Below are 17,695 nucleotides of genomic sequence, written 5' to 3' on the forward strand. Positions count from 1 at the left end.
CGCGCCGCCACTCTCTTTTGGTTTTTGGGTTTTCGGCACAGGCTAAGGTGAAAACTCTTAAATTAGTTTCATAATAAGAACTGAGCCGAATTAGCTGAATTTATGATCGTAAAAGGTTTAGAACTACCCAGTTGGGAAAATATTAAACGTGAGTGGCGCGATGCCGATCCGCTATTGTTGATTTTCCCGATCCTATTGATGATTTTAGGTGGCGTTGCCATCTATAGTTCAGACTTTCGCTCGCAGAGGGCTGAGTGGTGGCAACATTGGGTAACAGGCGGCGTAGGCTTGGTGGCAATGTTTGCGATCGCTCGTTTTCATTACGATCAATTATTGCGCTTGCATTGGTTTACCTACGCACTCACCAATATATCTTTGGTTTTGGTAATGGTTATTGGCACAACTGCACTTGGTGCAGAGCGCTGGATTACGATTGGCGGATTCAATATTCAGCCTTCGGAATTTGCCAAGGTAGGCATAATTATTTCCTTAGCAGCCGTGATGCACGATCGCCCGATTCAGAGTCCAATTGATGCGTTTAAAGTCGCTTGGGTGACCGTACCGCCTTGGGTTTTGATATTTTTGCAACCGAACCTTGGCACGTCTCTGGTATTCGCGGCGATTACGATTGGAATGCTCTATTGGGCTGGAGCCAGTTTGGGATGGTTGTTGCTAATCTTTTCACCCATTGTCTCGGCAGTACTTTTTTCGATCTATTTACCCGCATGGATTGTATGGGTGATCCTGATGGGTGTGGCGGCTTGGGTCTCATTACCTTGGTTTCGGATTGTCAGCACCGTAATTGCCGTGGTAGTCAATTTGGTGTCTGGACAAGCAGGAGTTTTATTGTGGAATATTCTCCATGATTATCAAAAGAAGCGCCTATTACTATTTATCGATCCTAATCAAGATCCCCTTGGTGCTGGCTATCACGTCATCCAGTCCAAAATTGCGATCGGGGCTGGGCAACTATTTGGTCAAGGTTGGCTCAAGGGTACGCAAACACAGTTAAATTTTATCCCTGAGCAACATACCGATTTCATCTTTTCAGCGATCGGTGAAGAATTTGGCTTTTTTGGTTGTATGTGCGTTTTGTTGTTGTTTGTCGGAATTTGCTGGCGCTTACTGGTGATTGCTGTCAATGCGCGGGATAATTTCGGTTCACTATTAGCGATCGGTGTGTTTTCCTTCGTTCTATTTCAGACCTTTGTCAATATCGGTATGAATATTAATGTTGCACCAGTGACAGGAATTCCTTTGCCTTGGCTTAGTTATGGGCGATCGGCTCTACTTGCTAATTTAATGGCGATCGGCTTAGCCGAGTCTGTCGCCGCCCATCGTCGCACAATCAAGTTTTAATTAGGAGAAAAAACATGAAAACAAAAAACTGCTCAGACTTAATTTTTGGCACTTTATTTGGGACTTTGCTAGTAGCAAGTTTTCAGCCATCTGCGATCGCAGATGACATTTTTAAGCGTGATTATGAATTTTCCGCTCCAATACCTAAAACTGGGAAAGTCACAATCCGTAAGCCAATTCAAGATTTACCAGTTAAGAGTCTTTTCGCATCATGTCCTGCCAAATCCGATCTCCAAGACTTTGCCGAAAGCACCAGTTTTCTGGTCATGATTTGTCGAGATCAGAAAAATCAATTACAAAAATATTGGATTCAGAAAAACAAGAAAACAGGTTCAGTTTTACGTTTAACGGCGCAAGATCTGCCAAATAGTCAGCCATCAGTTTGGAAGAGTGGGAATTATCAAGTGTATCTCTACCATGATGGACGAAACCCAGAGCTAATTAATGCTTATCTGGAGTCATACAACATGAAAACAAAGAAAGGAAGAGCAGAAGCACTGCTTTATTACTACAGTAAATTTTATGTTTCTCAATAGTCTGTAATGGTGCGTGGCAATGCCGTGCCAGTAATTCCCTTTATAAAAATTGGTTTTGTTGAAAGTCCGCCTTTGGCAGACTTTCAACAAAACCAATTTTGGGGTTTGCTGCGCCGAAGGCGCAGCAAACCCCAAAATTGGTTTCATAATGAGAATTGCTGAAGCCTTACACCAGACTATTGACAAGAACAATGTTAAAAGGCTCGCAAAGCAAGCCTTTTAACATTGTTCTTAGATTTTAAGAAAGCGCAAAGTGCTGTTTTAATTATTTACTGGAGAGGAATTCTGCCAATGCAAATACAAGATTATCGATCGCCTAAAGTCACCGTCATCGGTGCGGGGAATGTCGGCGGCATGTTAGCACAACGCATCGCCAAGCAAAATTTAGCTGACGTGGTGTTATGCGATATTGTCCAAGGGAAACCACAGGGAATTGCCCTCGATCTTGCCCAAGCCCATACAATTTCCAATCTCGATCGCCAAATTATTGGCACTAATGACTATAGCGACACCAAAGATTCGGATGTGATTGTCATCACCGCAGGCTTACCACGCAAAGAAGGGATGAGTCGTAATGATCTGCTCAGGATTAATGCAGGCATAGTCAAGGATGTTGTTCAGAAGGCGATCTCTCTATCTCCAAATGCAATTTTGCTCATTGTCTCTAACCCTCTAGATGTAATGACTTACCTAGCATGGCAAGTCAGCGGTTTACCGCCCCAAAGAGTAGTTGGCATGGCTGGAGTTCTAGATGCGGCAAGATTTCAAACTTTTATTGCCATGGAACTAGGACTATCTACTGCGGATATCTATACCACTGTTTTGGGTGGACATGGTGATTTGATGCTTCCCTTGCCACGCCTATCGACAGTAAACGGTGTTCCGATTACTGAGCTATTGTCAGAGGAAGCGATCGCAAGACTCGTGGAGCGCACTCGCAATGGTGGCGCAGAAATCGTCAAGTTGTTGCAAAATGGCAGTGCCTATTTTGCGCCATCGGCGGCGGCATATGTAATGGTCGAAGCAATCATCAGCGATCGGCATCGAATTTTTACTGCTGCGGCATATCTTACGGGTGAATATGGATTAAAAGATATATTCATGGGTGTACCCGTACGGTTAGGACGGCAAGGTGTTGAAAAAGTGATCGAACTGCAACTTACAGATGATGAACTTGCCGCGCTCCATGCTTCAGCAAAATCGATCCAAGAAAATATTAATTTGTTGTAAGGGATCTACGATTTGATAAGTAATAAAACCCAAAAAACTATGCTGACCGCGTCGCGGTCAGCATAGTTTTTAAGGTTTTATAAAAGAAGTTTTCATGAATTAGCGATCGCTGTATCATAGAGAGAAATATTACTTAAAACGTTAGATTTATTACAACCACCATGACCAATGCTGGAGCAATTCTTGCAGGCAGATATAAAATTGTAAAACCGCTTGGTGGTGGTGGTTTTGGGCAGACATTTTTGGCACAGGATTTACAAATGCCAAGTCAGCCTGTTTGTGTCGTTAAGCAGCTCAAACTCCAATTACTTAAACCACAAGAACTTGCGATCGCCAAACGCTTATTTGATAGCGAGGCTGCAACGTTAAATGATTTAGGAGTTCACGATCAGATTCCAAGACTATTTGCCCACTTTGAGCAAGATGGCGAATTTTATCTAGTCCAAGAGTTTATTGAAGGTGAGACCTTAGACTCTGAGATTGGTGCTGGCAAGAAATGGGAGCAAGCAAAGCTGATCTCTGGTTTAAGGGATATTTTGCAAGTATTAGCTTTTGTGCATAGTTGCCAAGTGATTCATCGAGATATCAAACCTGCTAACTTGATCCGTCGTCGGAGCGATCGCAAAATCGTGCTGATTGACTTTGGAGCAGTCAAAGCTATAAGCCCAGACTCATTAGAGCGCTTTATCGAAGAAGAGAACCAGACTCGTAGTGTTGTCGTTGGCTCCCTGATGTACATGCCCAATGAACAATTAGCGGGTCAACCAAAATTTTGTAGTGATGTCTATGCGTTGGGGATAATGTGTCTACAGGCTTTCACTGGGCTTTCTTTTAAAGAATTGCCAAAAGATCAGCAAACCAATGAATATACCTGCGCTTTGGCTGGTGCTAAGGTCAATATTAGAATTAATCCAGCACTAGCGATAATCATTGACAAAATGGTGCGATATGACTATCGCCAAAGATATCAAGATGCGACAGAGGCTCTGCTAGCATTAGATAATCTTCTTCGCAATGCAAGAGCCGCGACAACTATTTCTAGCCCTCCACCAAAACAACAGCAGCAACTTCAATTGGAAGAACCTGAGGGACAAATAGAATTAGGATCTCGTTTTTATATTCAGCGACCTCCCATTGAAAAAGACTGTCTAGAAACTATGCTGCGAGCAGGTTCACTAATTCGGATTAAAGCACCTCGACAAATGGGCAAGTCATCTTTGCTCTCACGCACTCTAGCTTATGCTAAACATAAAGAATATCAAGTCGTGCATTTATACTTTCAGCAAGCAGATAGCGATATATTCGACGATCTAGATTTATTTCTAAAATGGTTTTGTGCGAGTATTGCTTCGGAATTAGATCTAGACGACAATTTGGAGCAATATTGGCAAGGAGTTCTAGGTAGCAAAAACAAGTGTACAAAATATTTTCAGCGTTACTTACTTGCCGCAAAAGAAACTCCTTTAGTATTAGGGCTGGATGAAGTAGATTTAATCTTCCAATATCCTAAAATCGCTACTGATTTTTTTGGCTTACTAAGAGCTTGGCATGAAAAGGCGAAAAATGAAGATATCTGGAAAAAGCTGAGATTAGTAATTGTTCATTCCAAAGAAGTCTATATTCCTTTAAATATCAATCAGTCACCTTTTAATGTAGGTTTACCGATTGATTTACCTGAATTGACTCTGGCGCAGATTGTGGATTTAGTACATCGACATCAACTGGATTGGCAACCAGCTCAGATAAAACAATTGCAAATGCTTACTGGTGGGCATCCTTATTTGGTTAGACTAGCACTTTATCAAATTGCACGAGGTAGAATAAATTGGGAAAATTTACTAAAGTCATCTCCTACGGAAGAGGGGATTTATGGTAACCATCTCCGTCGTCAACTTGGTAACTTAAGGGAAGATCCTGAATTGCTTGAAGCATACAAAGAATTGGTTACAAGCTCTCGCCCTTTGCAGTTAGATAGTCAATTAGCCTTTAAACTACGAAGTATTGGTTTAGTGAAGCTAGTAGGCAATCAGGTGGTTCCGATGTGTGCACTGTATTATCAATATTTTCAACAAATTTTTCAACAGTCATCAGTAAATATCAAAATAAACCCATAGATAGAATGTGGCGCTTCGCGCCGCATTCTATCTATGGGTTGTATATCTTTCGTTAGGTAAACGATGCTTGCAGAAAGAACCACAAATTATCTATATCAAGTTGGGGGCAGTCTATCTGTTGATGCACCTACCTATGTAGCGAGGCAAGCTGATAACGATCTCTATGAAAGCTTGAAATCTGGAGAATTTTGTTATGTTCTCAATTCGAGGCAGATGGGTAAGTCTAGCCTCCGAGTCCGCACGATGAAACGACTGCAAGAGGAAAATTTCACCTGTGCGGCGATTGATATTACTGCGATCGGCACGTCTGATATTACACCAGAGCAGTGGTATGCAGGGCTAATTGATAGCATTATCAGTAGCCTTGGCTTGTATGATTCCTTTGATTTGGAGGAATGGTGGGAACGTAATCACTTACTATCTCCAGTGCAACGCTTTGGGAAATTCCTTGACGAAGGATTGCTTAAAAAAATCTCTTCGCCAGTAATTCTGTTTGTTGATGAAATTGATAGTATCCTCAGTCTGAATTTTGCCGTTGATGATTTTTTTGCATTGATTCGAGAATTATTTAATCGTCGCGCCGATCGCATTGCCTATAATCGCTTAACCTTTGCCCTGTTTGGAGTGGCTACCCCTGCTGACCTGATTCGTGATAAGCAACGCACGCCGTTTAACATTGGTCGAGCGATCGAGCTAAGGGGATTTCAGTTAAAGGAGGCAAAACCTCTAATGCGAGGTATATTAACAAAGTCTCAAAATCCCGTCGCTGTTCTCAAAGCAATCCTAGCCTATACAGGTGGACAACCATTTCTCACCCAAAAACTTTGTCAAATCATTCTAAATTCACCCGAATCGATCCCGCTAAACCATGAACTTGTCTGGGTTAATAATTTAGTGCGATCGCGCCTAGTTGATAATTGGGAAATCCAAGATCAGCCCGAGCATTTCAAGACAATTCGCGATCGCATTCTCTGGAGCAGCGAAAACCGTCAAGGAAGGCTGCTCGGCTTGTACCAACAAATTTTAGCTTCAGAGCCATCTTTGAACAAGATCGAATGTGGAATTATTGCCGATGATACTCCTGAACAAACTGAGTTACGGATTACAGGACTAGTCGTCAAACGCGAAGGAAGACTTAGAGTTTATAACCCAGTTTATGCTGCAATTTTCAATCAAAATTGGGTAAACCAAGCTTTAGCAAATTTGCGTCCCTATGGTGAATCATTCAAGGCCTGGATGGATTCTGACTACCAAGATGAGTCGCGATTGTTGCGGGGACAAGCTTTACAAGATGCTTTGTTATGGTCTTCAGATAAGAATTTGAGTAATCATGACTACCAGTTTTTTTCGGCTAGTCAAGACTTTGAAAAAAGAGAAGTGGAAGTAGCTCTCTTTGCTCAAGCCGAAGCAAATCAAATTCTTATGACAGCAAAACGACGGCTAGAAAAAACTTTGGAGGCGGAGCAAGAAGCTAAGATTCGGTTGGTGGATATGCAGCAAAGACTGCAAGCTAGCTTAACGCAAGCTGAAGTTGTTCTCAAAAGTGCCTCCGCTAAGGCGACATTTATCCTCAATCAGCAATTTGAAGCGCTCTTAGAGTCCATGGAAGCAGGTCAGCAATTACAGGACTTAGAAAATTCTACAGGTGAAAGAGCGAGCCTCCGAATGCATGGAATTAGCGCCCTCCACCAAGCCGTTTACAATGTGCGTGAATATAATCACCTTACGGGGCATCTGAATACCGTCACCTGCATTGAGATCGCACCAAATGATCATCTCATTGCATCTGGAAGTAGCGATCGCACAATTAAAATTTGGGATACTAAAGGCAATCTAAAACAAACCCTAAGTGGACATACAAACTGGATTACTAGCCTGAGTTTTAGCCGTACTGGACAACATCTCGCCTCAGCTAGTCGTGACGGCACGATTAGGCTTTGGAAAATGGATCGATTTACAAAATTGTACATCGATCAGCCGATTCAAATTCTGAAGGATCACCAAGCACCAGTCTTGGCAGTGAAATTTAGCCCTACCGATGCCATATTTGCGTCCTGTGGTGAAGATGCCAAAATCAGACTATGGCGCGATGATGGTACCGCATTTAACACCTTTACTGGTGGGCATTACAAATGGATAACTTGCCTCTGTTTTAGTCCTGATGGAGAGCGTATAGTTACAGGTAGTGCGGATAACTTGCTAATTATTTGGAACGTCAATGGAACAATTATAAGAACTATTAAAGCCCATGATAGATTTATTGAAGATATCGATATTTCCCCATCTGGGCGGATTATTGCATCTGTAAGCCGTGGTCACGATGTCAAACTTTGGAACATGGATGGAAATCTGATCGCCGCTCTTGAAGGTCACACTGATAAGGTTTTGGGCGTAAGATTTCACCCTAATGGTAAATCTCTAGCTTCAGTTAGCAGCGATCGCACGATTAAAATTTGGGATATCAAAGGTAATTTACTGCAAACTATATATGGACATAAAGGTGGTGTCCATAATATTAACTTTAATATTAGTGGCAGTACGATGTTCACGGGGAGTCAAGATACGACAATTAAATTTTGGCGTACCAAAGGTAACTCACCAACTTGTCTTGTTGAGCATACATCTGAAGTGAACTGTCTCGCTTTTAGTGATGACAGTCGATTTATTGCTTCAGCTAGTAGCGATTTCACAATTAAAATTTGGCTAGCTAGTGCTAAATTGCTGGCAACTCTCGAAGGGCATAAAGAGAGCGTGAATAGTGTCTGTTTCAGTCCAGATGATCGATTTTTACTATCGGTTGGTAGCGATCGCGCCATCAAGATTTGGAACGATAAAGGGATCTTACTTAAAACCATATACAACGAACACGAAGCATCGATTTATAGTGTTGCCTACCGTAGTGATGGTGAGCTATTTGCCTCTGCTAGTGCTGATTGCACAGTCAAGTTATGGAGCAAAGAAGGAGAATGGATACATACATTAATCGGTCATGCTAATGCTGTTTATCAAGTCTGTTTTAGTCCTGACGGCAATATGTTAGCGACAGCAAGCCAAGATAAAACTGTGAAACTGTGGCATTGGGATGGAACCTTATTGAATACTTTGAATGGTCATACAGGAGAAGTTTATAGTGTTTGCTTTAGTCCAGACAGCCAGACTGTTGCTAGTAGCAGTAAAGACGGCAGTGTTAAATTATGGAACCTTGATGGCAAATTGCTAAAAACACTAAATGAACATAATGCCGAAGTTAGAAGTGTTTGCTTTAGTCCTGATGGTAATGCATTAGCATCGGGCAGTAGCGATCGCACTGTCAAGATTTGGAGTCTTGATGGCAAGGAACTCTTAACTCTCCAAGGACATCAATCGGCAGTAAAAAGTCTTTGCTTTAGTGCTGATGGTGAGACAATTGCCTCAGCCAGTGTCAATGGGAAAATCATTTTATGGAATTTTGATCTAGCACATCTGATGGAATTGGGAAACAACTGGATTCAAGACTATTTAGAAACCCATGATCTGTAATACCAATTCACGAAAGTGTGACAACACTTTTGTGAATTAAAACCCAAACCCAGTAAGGGTTTTTAAAACTAAAAATGGCTATGCCATTTTTAGTTTTGGTATAAAATCCAAAAACTGAGATGTTGTGCTTTGCACCACGTCTCAGTTTTCACAAAAAAAAGCCTGCACTTAGTGCAGGCTTTTTTTTGTGAAAGCGCAAATCGCGCTCTTTATTTTAATTAACCGAGAACCTTGCGTGCAGTTGCAACGACGTTATCAACGGTGAAGCCGAACTTCGCATAGCCAATAGGTCCTGGAGCCGAAACACCAAAGCTATCCATACCGACAACTGCGCCTTCAGAACCGACATACTTGTGCCAGCCAAAGGTACTGCCAGCCTCAACACTGACGCGCTTTTTGACAGCAACTGGAAGTACAGATTCTTTGTACTCATCAGATTGTTCGTTGTATAGTTCCATCGAAGGCATGGAAACTACACGCACAGCCTTGCCTTCACTAGCTAAGATTTCCGCAGCACTTACAGCAAGAGCAACTTCGGAGCCAGTAGCGATGAAGATCAATTCAGGATTTGGAAAATCGACAACGATGTAACCGCCTTTCTTGGTTCCTTCGATGGAAGTACCAGCCAAGTTCTTCACGTTTTGGCGAGTGAAGGCCATCAAAGAAGGACGCTTACGATTAGCGATCGCGACTTGATAAGTACCGACAGTTTCCTTCGCATCCGCAGGACGCAATACTAGCAAGTTAGGAATTACGCGCAAAGAAGCGAGGGTTTCTACGGGTTGGTGCGTTGGACCATCTTCGCCGAGCATTACGGAGTCGTGGGTCATAATGTACAGCACGCCAACTTCTGACAATGCCGACAAGCGGATTGCGCCGCGCATGTAGTCAGCAAATACGAGGAAGGTTGCACCGTAAGGAATTGTGCCACCATGCAAGATCATGCCGTTCATGATTGCGCCCATCGCATGTTCGCGCACACCAAAGCGGAAGTTACGACCTTCGTAAGAACCGTATTGGAAGTCTGGCAAGCCCTTGACATAGGTCATGTTGGAGTGAGCCAAGTCAGCCGAACCGCCAAGGAATTCAGGAAGTACAGGAGACAATGCATTCAAGCAAGCTTCTGAAAGCAAACGGGTCGATGTTTCTTTCTCGGCAACAGGCTCAAGAGCTTTTTCCCAACCTTCAGGAAGTTCGCCAACCATGATCCGCTTGTATTCCGCAGCTTCGGTAGGATAGGCTTTTTCGTAAGCAGCAAAACGCTCATTCCATTCAGCTTCGGCAGTAGCGCCCTTTTCGATCGCTTGACGGAAACGTGCAAGTGCATCGGCAGGAACTTCAAAAGGTGCGTATTCCCAACCGAGGTTAGCGCGAGTTGCGGCAACTTCATCAGTACCAAGAGCCGCACCGTGAACGCCAGCCGTACCAGCTTTTTTGGGTGAACCAAAACCAATCGTAGTGGTGACAACGATCAAGCTAGGCTTGTCGGTGACAGATTTAGCTTCAGCGAGTGCTTTAGCGATCGCATCCAAATCTTCGTTACCATCAGCAACATAAGTTACATGCCAGCCATAAGCTTCGTAGCGCTTACCGACATCTTCAGTAAATGCGAGGTCGGTACTGCCATCGATGGAGATGCTGTTGCTGTCATACATCATGATCAGCTTGCCAAGCTTGAGGTGACCGCCCAAAGAAGCTGCTTCTGAAGCAATGCCTTCCATGTTGCAGCCATCACCAAGAATGACATATGTATAGTGGTCAACGATATTGTGACCAGGTTTGTTGAAACGTGCAGCCAAATGTGCTTCAGCGATCGCTAAACCAACAGCATTACCAACACCCTGACCAAGTGGGCCAGTTGTAACTTCTACACCAGCGGTTTCAAAGTTTTCAGGGTGACCAGGGGTCGCGCTACCGAACTGACGGAATTGCTTGATTTGATCTAAAGGTACGCTGTCATAACCTGTCAGATGCAGCAATGAGTATTGCAACATACAGCCATGTCCTGCGGACAAGACAAAGCGATCGCGATCGAACCACTTAGGACTTTTGGGATTGAATTTTAAGAACTGATCAAACAGCACAAAAGCCATTGGTGCTGCGCCCATCGGCAGACCGGGGTGACCAGATTTTGCTTTTTCGACCGCATCGATCGATAAAAAGCGGATGGAGTTAATGCAGAGTGTCTCAAGGGTTTGAGGTTTCGAGGGTGCAGCGACCATAGTTACAATTGCTTAAAAATTTTTTGTACTCAATCAGATACATTTTCCCCCAAAACTGTCCCAATATAATAATAAATTTTAAGATTTGGTATCGTCTGACTCAATTTATCCGTTGAAAATTAGTTAGATGCATCTATTTTGTTGAGAGATCAAGAAAAAATAATCGAAACAAAAATGTAAAAATGTAAGTCTTCACTTCTCACCGCGATCTCCATTGCTTAAAGGCTAACTCTGTATGAATTTCGTGCAAATAATCATGCTGGCGTTGTTTTTTCTGCCTGAAGCACCTATATTTTATGCGCCAATGCTTGCTCCTCCAAAACAACAGAAGCAAACAATTGGGCTTCCTGAAAATCAAAATACGATTGCTACCCAACCAACTGCGATCGCAGATTTAACAGGAGCAACAACATCGGTAAAACCTGCGATCGCGCAATGCTCGCCTGATGAGTTCAAAAGTTTTTTTGAGCAGTTTGTGCGTAACCCTTCGACAGGTTATGCCTATATTGATTCAGAAGTCCAAATTCGCGATTATCAAGATCCTAGTATGCTTTTGATGACGATCGGTGACAAAAATTACGTGGATTTTAGGATTTGGGCGATCGGTAATAGATATGTCTATCTTGATCCTTCTGCAAAATATCGCGGTGATGATGAGCTATTAAAGAAGCGATTAAAATTAGACTATCAAAGGATCGATGCCAAAACATTTCGCGTGAATTATATTAGAGCAGAGTTTATTAATGACGGAAAAGATAGAGATGGAACTCTAGTCAGAACCTATGGAGAACCAGAAGCTTATATTTTTGAACATCGTCATGGATGTTGGCATCTGACTCAATCTTTACGGCAGTATAGAGCTTGGAAAGAATTACAAACGAATAAATTATTCACTCCCCTCATTCGGGGGTATGGCGGTAGAGTTGCATTTATTGGGCGGGATGATGCTACATATTCTCACGATCTCATCGTTACTGCTTATACAGATTTGCTTTACTATAAAAAACTTGATGCTCAATTTGGATATACAGAGTCTGACAAACGGGACCGTTGGCGAGAATGGAATGTAATTCATGAAGCTGTTACAAAAGAGCTTATGAGATTTTATTCGACTTTGCAATGCTTAACCAAAGAGCTAGCCGTTGTGCCTAGGTTTGAAGACTATGACGATTCCTCAGGTACATACGGTAGTCAATCGCTCGATCGCATCGCAACGGCAATTGCTGAATATCATGCTTTGCAAGCCGACCTGCATCTGAGTCCAGAGGCAGCAAAAGATCGATGGTTAGAGATTCGCAAAAAGATATCAATCGACACAAATGTCGCATGTGTGATAGCTGGAGGGTAAACGAACCATAAGAAATCTTGAAAAAGAGTTGCTTCGCAACTCTTTTTCAAGATTTCTTGGTTCTGGTTTGGTGGCAAAGCGCTGTAAATCCAAACCTGTGTCGAAACTCAAACAATTGTTAAGCGAGATTAAAATCAGCGATCGCTAACAATATTTGGTATTAGGATATACATAAGTTAGGAAAAATTCCCAGCTTGCTCCATAAATCAAGTTCTCTAGATATTCCTTTGAGAGTGATAGTTATGAACGGTCTAGTGAAAAAATTAACAGATATGGTGGAATATGTGAGCGATGCGATCGCCAAAATTTTCACCCCAAGTAAAGACGATTTTCCTGCAACAGGTGAGCAGCCTTACAAGGGAGATTCTGCCTCTGAGTCTAAATAGTAAAATTTAATCCACAAGGTTTAGCTCTGTAAGCTGCCAAATATAAGGGAACGCTAAGCGTTCCCTTATATTTTTTGTTGTATTGTTTAGGCAGCGCTTTGCGCTGTAAATAATCTGTAGATGCACCATGAAGCAAACTTCGGTCACGTCACCAATCCTAGAATCACAAAGCCCTTTGGCATGGGCAAAGAAGAATCTATTTAGTAGTTGGTTTAATAGCTTACTAACAGTTGTTTGCCTTTATTTGCTTTATCAGCTTGTCAGTAATGTCTGGCTTTGGGCTACTACTCAAGCCCAATGGTCGGTGGTAAGTAGCAATTTACGACTGTTTTTAGTCGGACTTTATCCTGTCGAAGAGTTTTGGCGATTGTGGGGTGTTTTAACGATCTCAGGAAGTCTTGCAGGAATCTCATGGGGACTATGGGGCAGGTTTAGTCGCACAGTAGCTATTGGCATTAGTTCACTATCATTAGCCCTTGCGATCTTGCTACCTGTGGACGGCATATCGAAAATTTTGACTTTAGCGATTAGCGGCGCGATCGCCATCGGTTTCGTGATTGGGCAACAATCTAAACGCTTGGAATCAAGTTCCATGATTTTGGCGATCGCGTGGTTTTTATCTTTACCAATTTCTATATGGCTGATTGGTGGGAATCTGGGACTAACTGCTGTTGATGTAAATGCATGGAACGGACTAGTTTTGACTCTGATTGTAGCGATCTCAGGGATTTTCTTCTCTTTTCCATTAGGAGTTTTGCTTGCGTTAGGAAGACAAAGTACATTGCCCTTAATAAAATGGTTTTGCATCTTCTATATTGAAGTTGTGAGAGGATTGCCACTAATTGGCATTCTCTTTATGGCGCAAGTAATGTTGCCTCTATTTTTACCCGCAGGTTTAGAAATAGATCGCGTTTTGAGAGCGATCGCGGCTTTTGTGTTTTTCAGCGCAGCCTATCTTGCCGAAAATGTGCGCGGGGGCTTACAGTCACTTCCTAAAGGTCAAGCGGAAGCCGCTCGAGCCTTGGGATTGAATATCCCCTTAACGCTCGTTTTAATTATTTTACCTCAGGCTCTCAAAGCTTCGATCCCTGCGATCGTTGGTCAATTCATTGGCTTATTTAAAGATACTTCACTGGTTGCGATCGTGGGACTAGTGGATTTGATGGGTGTTTCCCGCACTGTCTTATCACAGCCAGAGTTTATCGGTCGCTACGCTGAAGTTTATCTATTTGTCGCCTTAATTTATTGGATGTTCTGCTTCTCGCTTTCTCAAGCTAGTCAAAAATTAGAGAAAAAGCTCCAGAACTGAAGATCCTTAATTCTCCAGAATCCTCAGTTTTAGTTACAGCGCTTTGCGCTATAACTAAAGTCAAATAGTACTTTATTACCCATGCCCGAATTGATCGAAAATGCCGTATTTCAGCAACGCCCCACATGGGATGAATACTTTATGCTGCTGACCAAGCTTGCCGCTATGCGATCTACCTGTCTAGCTTTCCCTGTGGGAGCAGTAATTGCCAAAGATAAGCAGGTACTTGCCACAGGCTATAATGGCTCACCATCAGGCTCAGTCCATTGCACTACGCAAGGGTATTGCTATCCAGAGATGAGTGATTGCACTGTGAACAAAGATTTCCCCTCAAGGGCAGTTCATGCTGAAGCTAATGCGATCGCCCAAGCGGCAAAACATGGTATTTCCACTGATGGCGCGAGTATTTATGTCACTTTAGAACCTTGCATTTCTTGTTTGAAACTGGTGGTATCGGCGGGTATTCGCGAAGTTTTTTATGAAACGACTTTTAATAAAGGAAATAATGCGTCTCTGTGTCAATCATTTGTAGAGGAGGGCTTGGTAATCCTCAAGCAAATTAAGATATCAGCATCCGTCTTGCAAAGAGCCGATTTGTTTCTTAATTCTCCAACTTCTGAATTACGTTTATTTACTTAGATTTTTGTATGAGTAATGAAAAAGCGTCAATCTTATTAGCAGTACGTGGTACGGCTCAAGAAAGCCTAAGAGAAATGAGAGCTAGAGTTTTCAGCATTGTTAGTACTGCGATTACTCTTTTTACAGTGTTTATTGGCTGGATTGTGCAACGGTCAGCAAAGCCATCACTTCCCGAAACAATTCTATTTATTTGTATTATTATGATGTTTGGGATTGGAAATTTACTAATTTTAATCGATATTAGGAGAGGTTATATCAAAACAATGGGTATTTCGGTACGTGTCGAAAAAGCTTTAGGGCTATACGAAGCAAAGGTGTTTGATGAGGAAGATGAATCAATATTCCCATCTAGTTATCTAAGACCAATTAAAGGTAAGCATTTTCAAAAATTTGAGCTTATTTTGTCTTGCTCAGCGATCGCTTCTATCCTAATTGTGATTCTTAGATATGTTTATTGAGGTTTAATTGGTAAGGGCATACTTCAGACAGGCGTAGATATGCAAAGAATAATTTCCAAAAAAAATGTCAAAACTTTTGTAGTGACAATGCTTTGCCAAGCGATCGCAATTCCATGTATCACGATTGGACTGATTAGTTGTAATAGCGTTAGCGATCGCACTAAAAATTCAACCAATTACAAACTAGCAGGAACTTGGGAATTCAAAAAACAAGATGGAGTCAAAACTGGCACAGCAATTTTTGCAACCCAAAATGATGTTGATGGTGATGTTTATATTTTGTCTAATGATTTGGCATTAGGGAAAACGGCGATCGCAGGTAAGTTTAAAGTCAACTCCAGAACAGATCCTCAGCAACTCGATCTTGTTTTTGGCGATCTCACCACTCAAACTATTTATGAAATCGACAATGATGGAAAGTTGAAAATCGCCAATGCTGTTCCTGAGCAATCTCGCCCTGAAGTTTTGGATGCTCAACCTCAGCAATTAACTAAGGTTTCTGATAGTACAACTGTTGCCAGTGATGTCAAAATCTTGCGATCGCCTGATTTAGTTAGTTCATCGTTACTAATTCGTGAAGCAGAGAGCAAATCCTATATTCGTATAATCATGCGATCGCAACAGCAAATATTTCAAGTACAGGGACAATTCTCGGAAGATATCAATCAATTAAAATCGAGACTATCCCTTAATTCAGAGTCCTATAGCTACAAAATTACAATCTTGGGAGATCTGGTGCAGAATAGTGCGATTCCTCTAAAAGATGGATTGAAAGCTTATACGGGAATTGTCTATGCAATCAGCAGTTCCGATCCAAATCAAAAAGCCACAAAACTACTGCTGTGTGAAAGCAATATTCCTACTAAACAAATACCAACCATGCGTCACAATCAAGATGAAGGCTATAAATGTCCAAATGCTTATACTTCAATCAATCCATAAACAAAAAGGGACGCAAAGCGTCCCTTTTTGTTTATGGCAATACATTTGTTAAAAGTGTTGCTTTGCAACACTTTTAACAAATGTATTGGTTTGGATCTGAGCGCAAAGCGCTGTAAGTGACTAGCCGTTCAGAACTTCGATCGCAGCCTTCACACCAGCACCGTAGGTAAAGTTGGTGTAGCCAAGAGCCGAGATCGATCCTTCAAGTGCAGCAATTGCGGTAAGAATATCGCGATCGGCAACAAAGCCCAAATGACCAATGCGGAAGATCTTGCCATTGAGATGATCTTGACCACCAGCCATGACAATATCGAACTTCTTCTTGATCGTGGCGCGAATCTTTTCTGCATCCAAGCCCTCAGGTGGAACTACCGATGTGATTGATGCACTAGCTGCATCATCGGTCGCTAGCAGACCCAAATTCAGCGCCTTCATCGCCGCGCGAGTCGCTTCACGATGACGCAGATGACGAGCAAAAATGTTCTCTAATCCTTCACGTTGCATCATATCGAGCGAGGCTTGCAGAGCCATTACCATATTCACGGAAGTAGTGAAAGGCGTGGAATTTTTTGCAGCATCTTTACGAGCCTTGCCCAAATCGAGATAGAACCTTGGTAGATTTGCCGTTTTATAGGCTTCCCATGCTTTAGAACTGACCGCCACAAATCCCAAACCAGGAGGAATCATGTAGCCTTTTTGAGAACCAGAACCGACTACATCTAGTCCCAATTCATCGATAGGAACATTCATTGCGCCCAAACTGGTAACAGCATCAACGATAATCAAAGCCTTTTCATGGGCTTTAACATAACGATTAATTGCCACAAGATCGTTAAGAACACCCGTCGAGGTCTCACTATGGGTAATGATTACTGCTTTGATCTCTTTGTTTGTGTCCGACTCTAACTTGGCGCGAAAATCTTCGGGATCGAGAGCTTTGCCCCATTCAGCCTTGATTACTTCGGCATTTATGCCATAGGCTTGACAGACTTCGACCCAGCGTTCGCCAAACTTTCCATTATCTCCAACAAGGACGCGATCGCCTTTGCTTAAGAAATTAATGATGCCTGCTTCCATCGCACCTGTACCGCTTACGGTGAGAATTAATACATCATTAGTGGTTTGGTGCAGCCACTTGAGCTTGGCGGTCACATCTGCCATAACCTTGCTAAAATCACCGCTACGGTGACCGATGGGAGCTTTTGCCAGTGCCAACAGCGCCTGTTCAGGCACAGGTGTTGGACCTGGAATCATCAACATCAACTTATCTTCCATGAGTCGAAATCTTGTAATGCTTGGTTTAATACTAGATCTAGTATTGTACGCATTAAACTGCCACTAGGATTAACTAAGTACCTCAGCATAATTAAAAAAACAGAACCAAAATCTGTACCGCGCGCTACACGGGCGGTACAGATTTTGGGGTTTTATATTTAATTGTGCCTAGCTACTTAAAATATCTGTTATCGAGATCCTTGTATTGTGAAACCTACGATCTTTGTTACAATTAACGTTTGACAATATCTGAACCGATTTATACCAGTTGTCGAAAGTGTAACTACTCTTTCAGCAATTAAAAACCATAAGGGTTTTTAATTGCTGAAAATGGCGTTGATATTTTGAGGGTTGGTGT

General features: G+C 42.3%; 13 protein-coding genes. 11 read left to right on the plus strand and 2 right to left on the minus strand.

Going from position 1 to position 17,695, the window contains the following annotated elements; genetic code table 11:
* Positions 1–102: 102 nt before the first annotated feature.
* The 5 genes from rodA (at position 103) to APA_RS05520 (ending at position 8,758) form a co-directional block, all read left to right on the plus strand.
* A complete protein-coding gene (gene rodA / locus APA_RS05500) occupies positions 103–1,359 on the plus strand; it encodes a rod shape-determining protein RodA (RefSeq protein ID WP_201321308.1) in 1,257 nt (418 codons plus the stop codon).
* Between the two features lie 14 nt (positions 1,360–1,373).
* Positions 1,374–1,895 (plus strand): hypothetical protein, encoded by a 522-nt coding sequence (locus APA_RS05505; RefSeq protein ID WP_201321309.1) that lies wholly within the window; start codon positions 1,374–1,376, stop codon positions 1,893–1,895.
* Positions 1,896–2,186: 291 nt separating this feature from the next.
* The gene (gene mdh / locus APA_RS05510; protein WP_201321310.1) at positions 2,187–3,125 is read left to right on the plus strand and encodes a malate dehydrogenase; all 939 of its coding nucleotides are present in this window, start codon (positions 2,187–2,189) and stop codon (positions 3,123–3,125) included.
* Positions 3,126–3,286: 161 nt separating this feature from the next.
* Positions 3,287–5,239 carry an AAA-like domain-containing protein gene (locus APA_RS05515; protein WP_201321311.1) on the plus strand — a complete coding sequence of 651 codons (1,953 nt, stop codon included), beginning with the start codon at positions 3,287–3,289 and terminating at the stop codon, positions 5,237–5,239.
* 63 nt (positions 5,240–5,302) lie between these two features.
* Positions 5,303–8,758 carry an AAA-like domain-containing protein gene (locus APA_RS05520; RefSeq protein WP_201321312.1) on the plus strand — a complete coding sequence of 1,152 codons (3,456 nt, stop codon included), beginning with the start codon at positions 5,303–5,305 and terminating at the stop codon, positions 8,756–8,758.
* Positions 8,759–8,976: 218 nt separating this feature from the next.
* Here the strand turns inward: APA_RS05520 and tkt are convergent, their stop codons facing one another.
* Positions 8,977–10,980 carry a transketolase gene (gene tkt, locus APA_RS05525; RefSeq protein WP_201321313.1) on the minus strand — a complete coding sequence of 668 codons (2,004 nt, stop codon included), beginning with the start codon at positions 10,978–10,980 and terminating at the stop codon, positions 8,977–8,979.
* A 235-nt stretch (positions 10,981–11,215) separates the two neighbouring features.
* On the opposite strand from tkt, the gene APA_RS05530 reads away from it, so the two are divergent.
* From APA_RS05530 to APA_RS05555, 6 genes are all read left to right on the plus strand, one after another.
* On the plus strand, positions 11,216–12,328 hold the full coding sequence (locus tag APA_RS05530; RefSeq protein WP_201321314.1) for a hypothetical protein: 1,113 nt from the start codon (positions 11,216–11,218) through the stop codon (positions 12,326–12,328).
* Between the two features lie 242 nt (positions 12,329–12,570).
* Complete coding sequence (locus tag APA_RS05535) at positions 12,571–12,714, plus strand: hypothetical protein (protein ID WP_201321315.1); 144 nt, start codon at positions 12,571–12,573, stop codon at positions 12,712–12,714.
* Between the two features lie 127 nt (positions 12,715–12,841).
* Positions 12,842–14,023, plus strand: coding sequence for an amino acid ABC transporter permease (locus APA_RS05540; protein ID WP_201321316.1), 1,182 nt, complete (start codon positions 12,842–12,844; stop codon positions 14,021–14,023).
* Between the two features lie 81 nt (positions 14,024–14,104).
* Positions 14,105–14,662, plus strand: a complete 558-nt coding sequence (locus APA_RS05545; protein WP_201321317.1) for a dCMP deaminase family protein — start codon at positions 14,105–14,107, stop codon at positions 14,660–14,662.
* A gap of 8 nt (positions 14,663–14,670) precedes the next feature.
* The gene (locus APA_RS05550) at positions 14,671–15,120 is read left to right on the plus strand and encodes a hypothetical protein (RefSeq protein ID WP_201321318.1); all 450 of its coding nucleotides are present in this window, start codon (positions 14,671–14,673) and stop codon (positions 15,118–15,120) included.
* Positions 15,121–15,159: 39 nt separating this feature from the next.
* Positions 15,160–16,062 (plus strand): type IV pilin-like G/H family protein, encoded by a 903-nt coding sequence (locus APA_RS05555; RefSeq protein WP_201321319.1) that lies wholly within the window; start codon positions 15,160–15,162, stop codon positions 16,060–16,062.
* Positions 16,063–16,182: 120 nt separating this feature from the next.
* Here APA_RS05555 and APA_RS05560 read toward each other — a convergent pair whose 3' ends face one another.
* Entirely contained in the window at positions 16,183–17,337 is a 1,155-nt protein-coding gene (locus APA_RS05560; RefSeq protein ID WP_201321320.1) for an alanine--glyoxylate aminotransferase family protein, read from the minus strand.
* Between the last annotated feature and the right edge of the window lie 358 nt (positions 17,338–17,695).

It is taken from the genome of Pseudanabaena sp. lw0831 (assembly GCF_016584665.1).
In the GTDB taxonomy this organism is placed as follows: Bacteria; Cyanobacteriota; Cyanobacteriia; order Pseudanabaenales; family Pseudanabaenaceae; genus Pseudanabaena.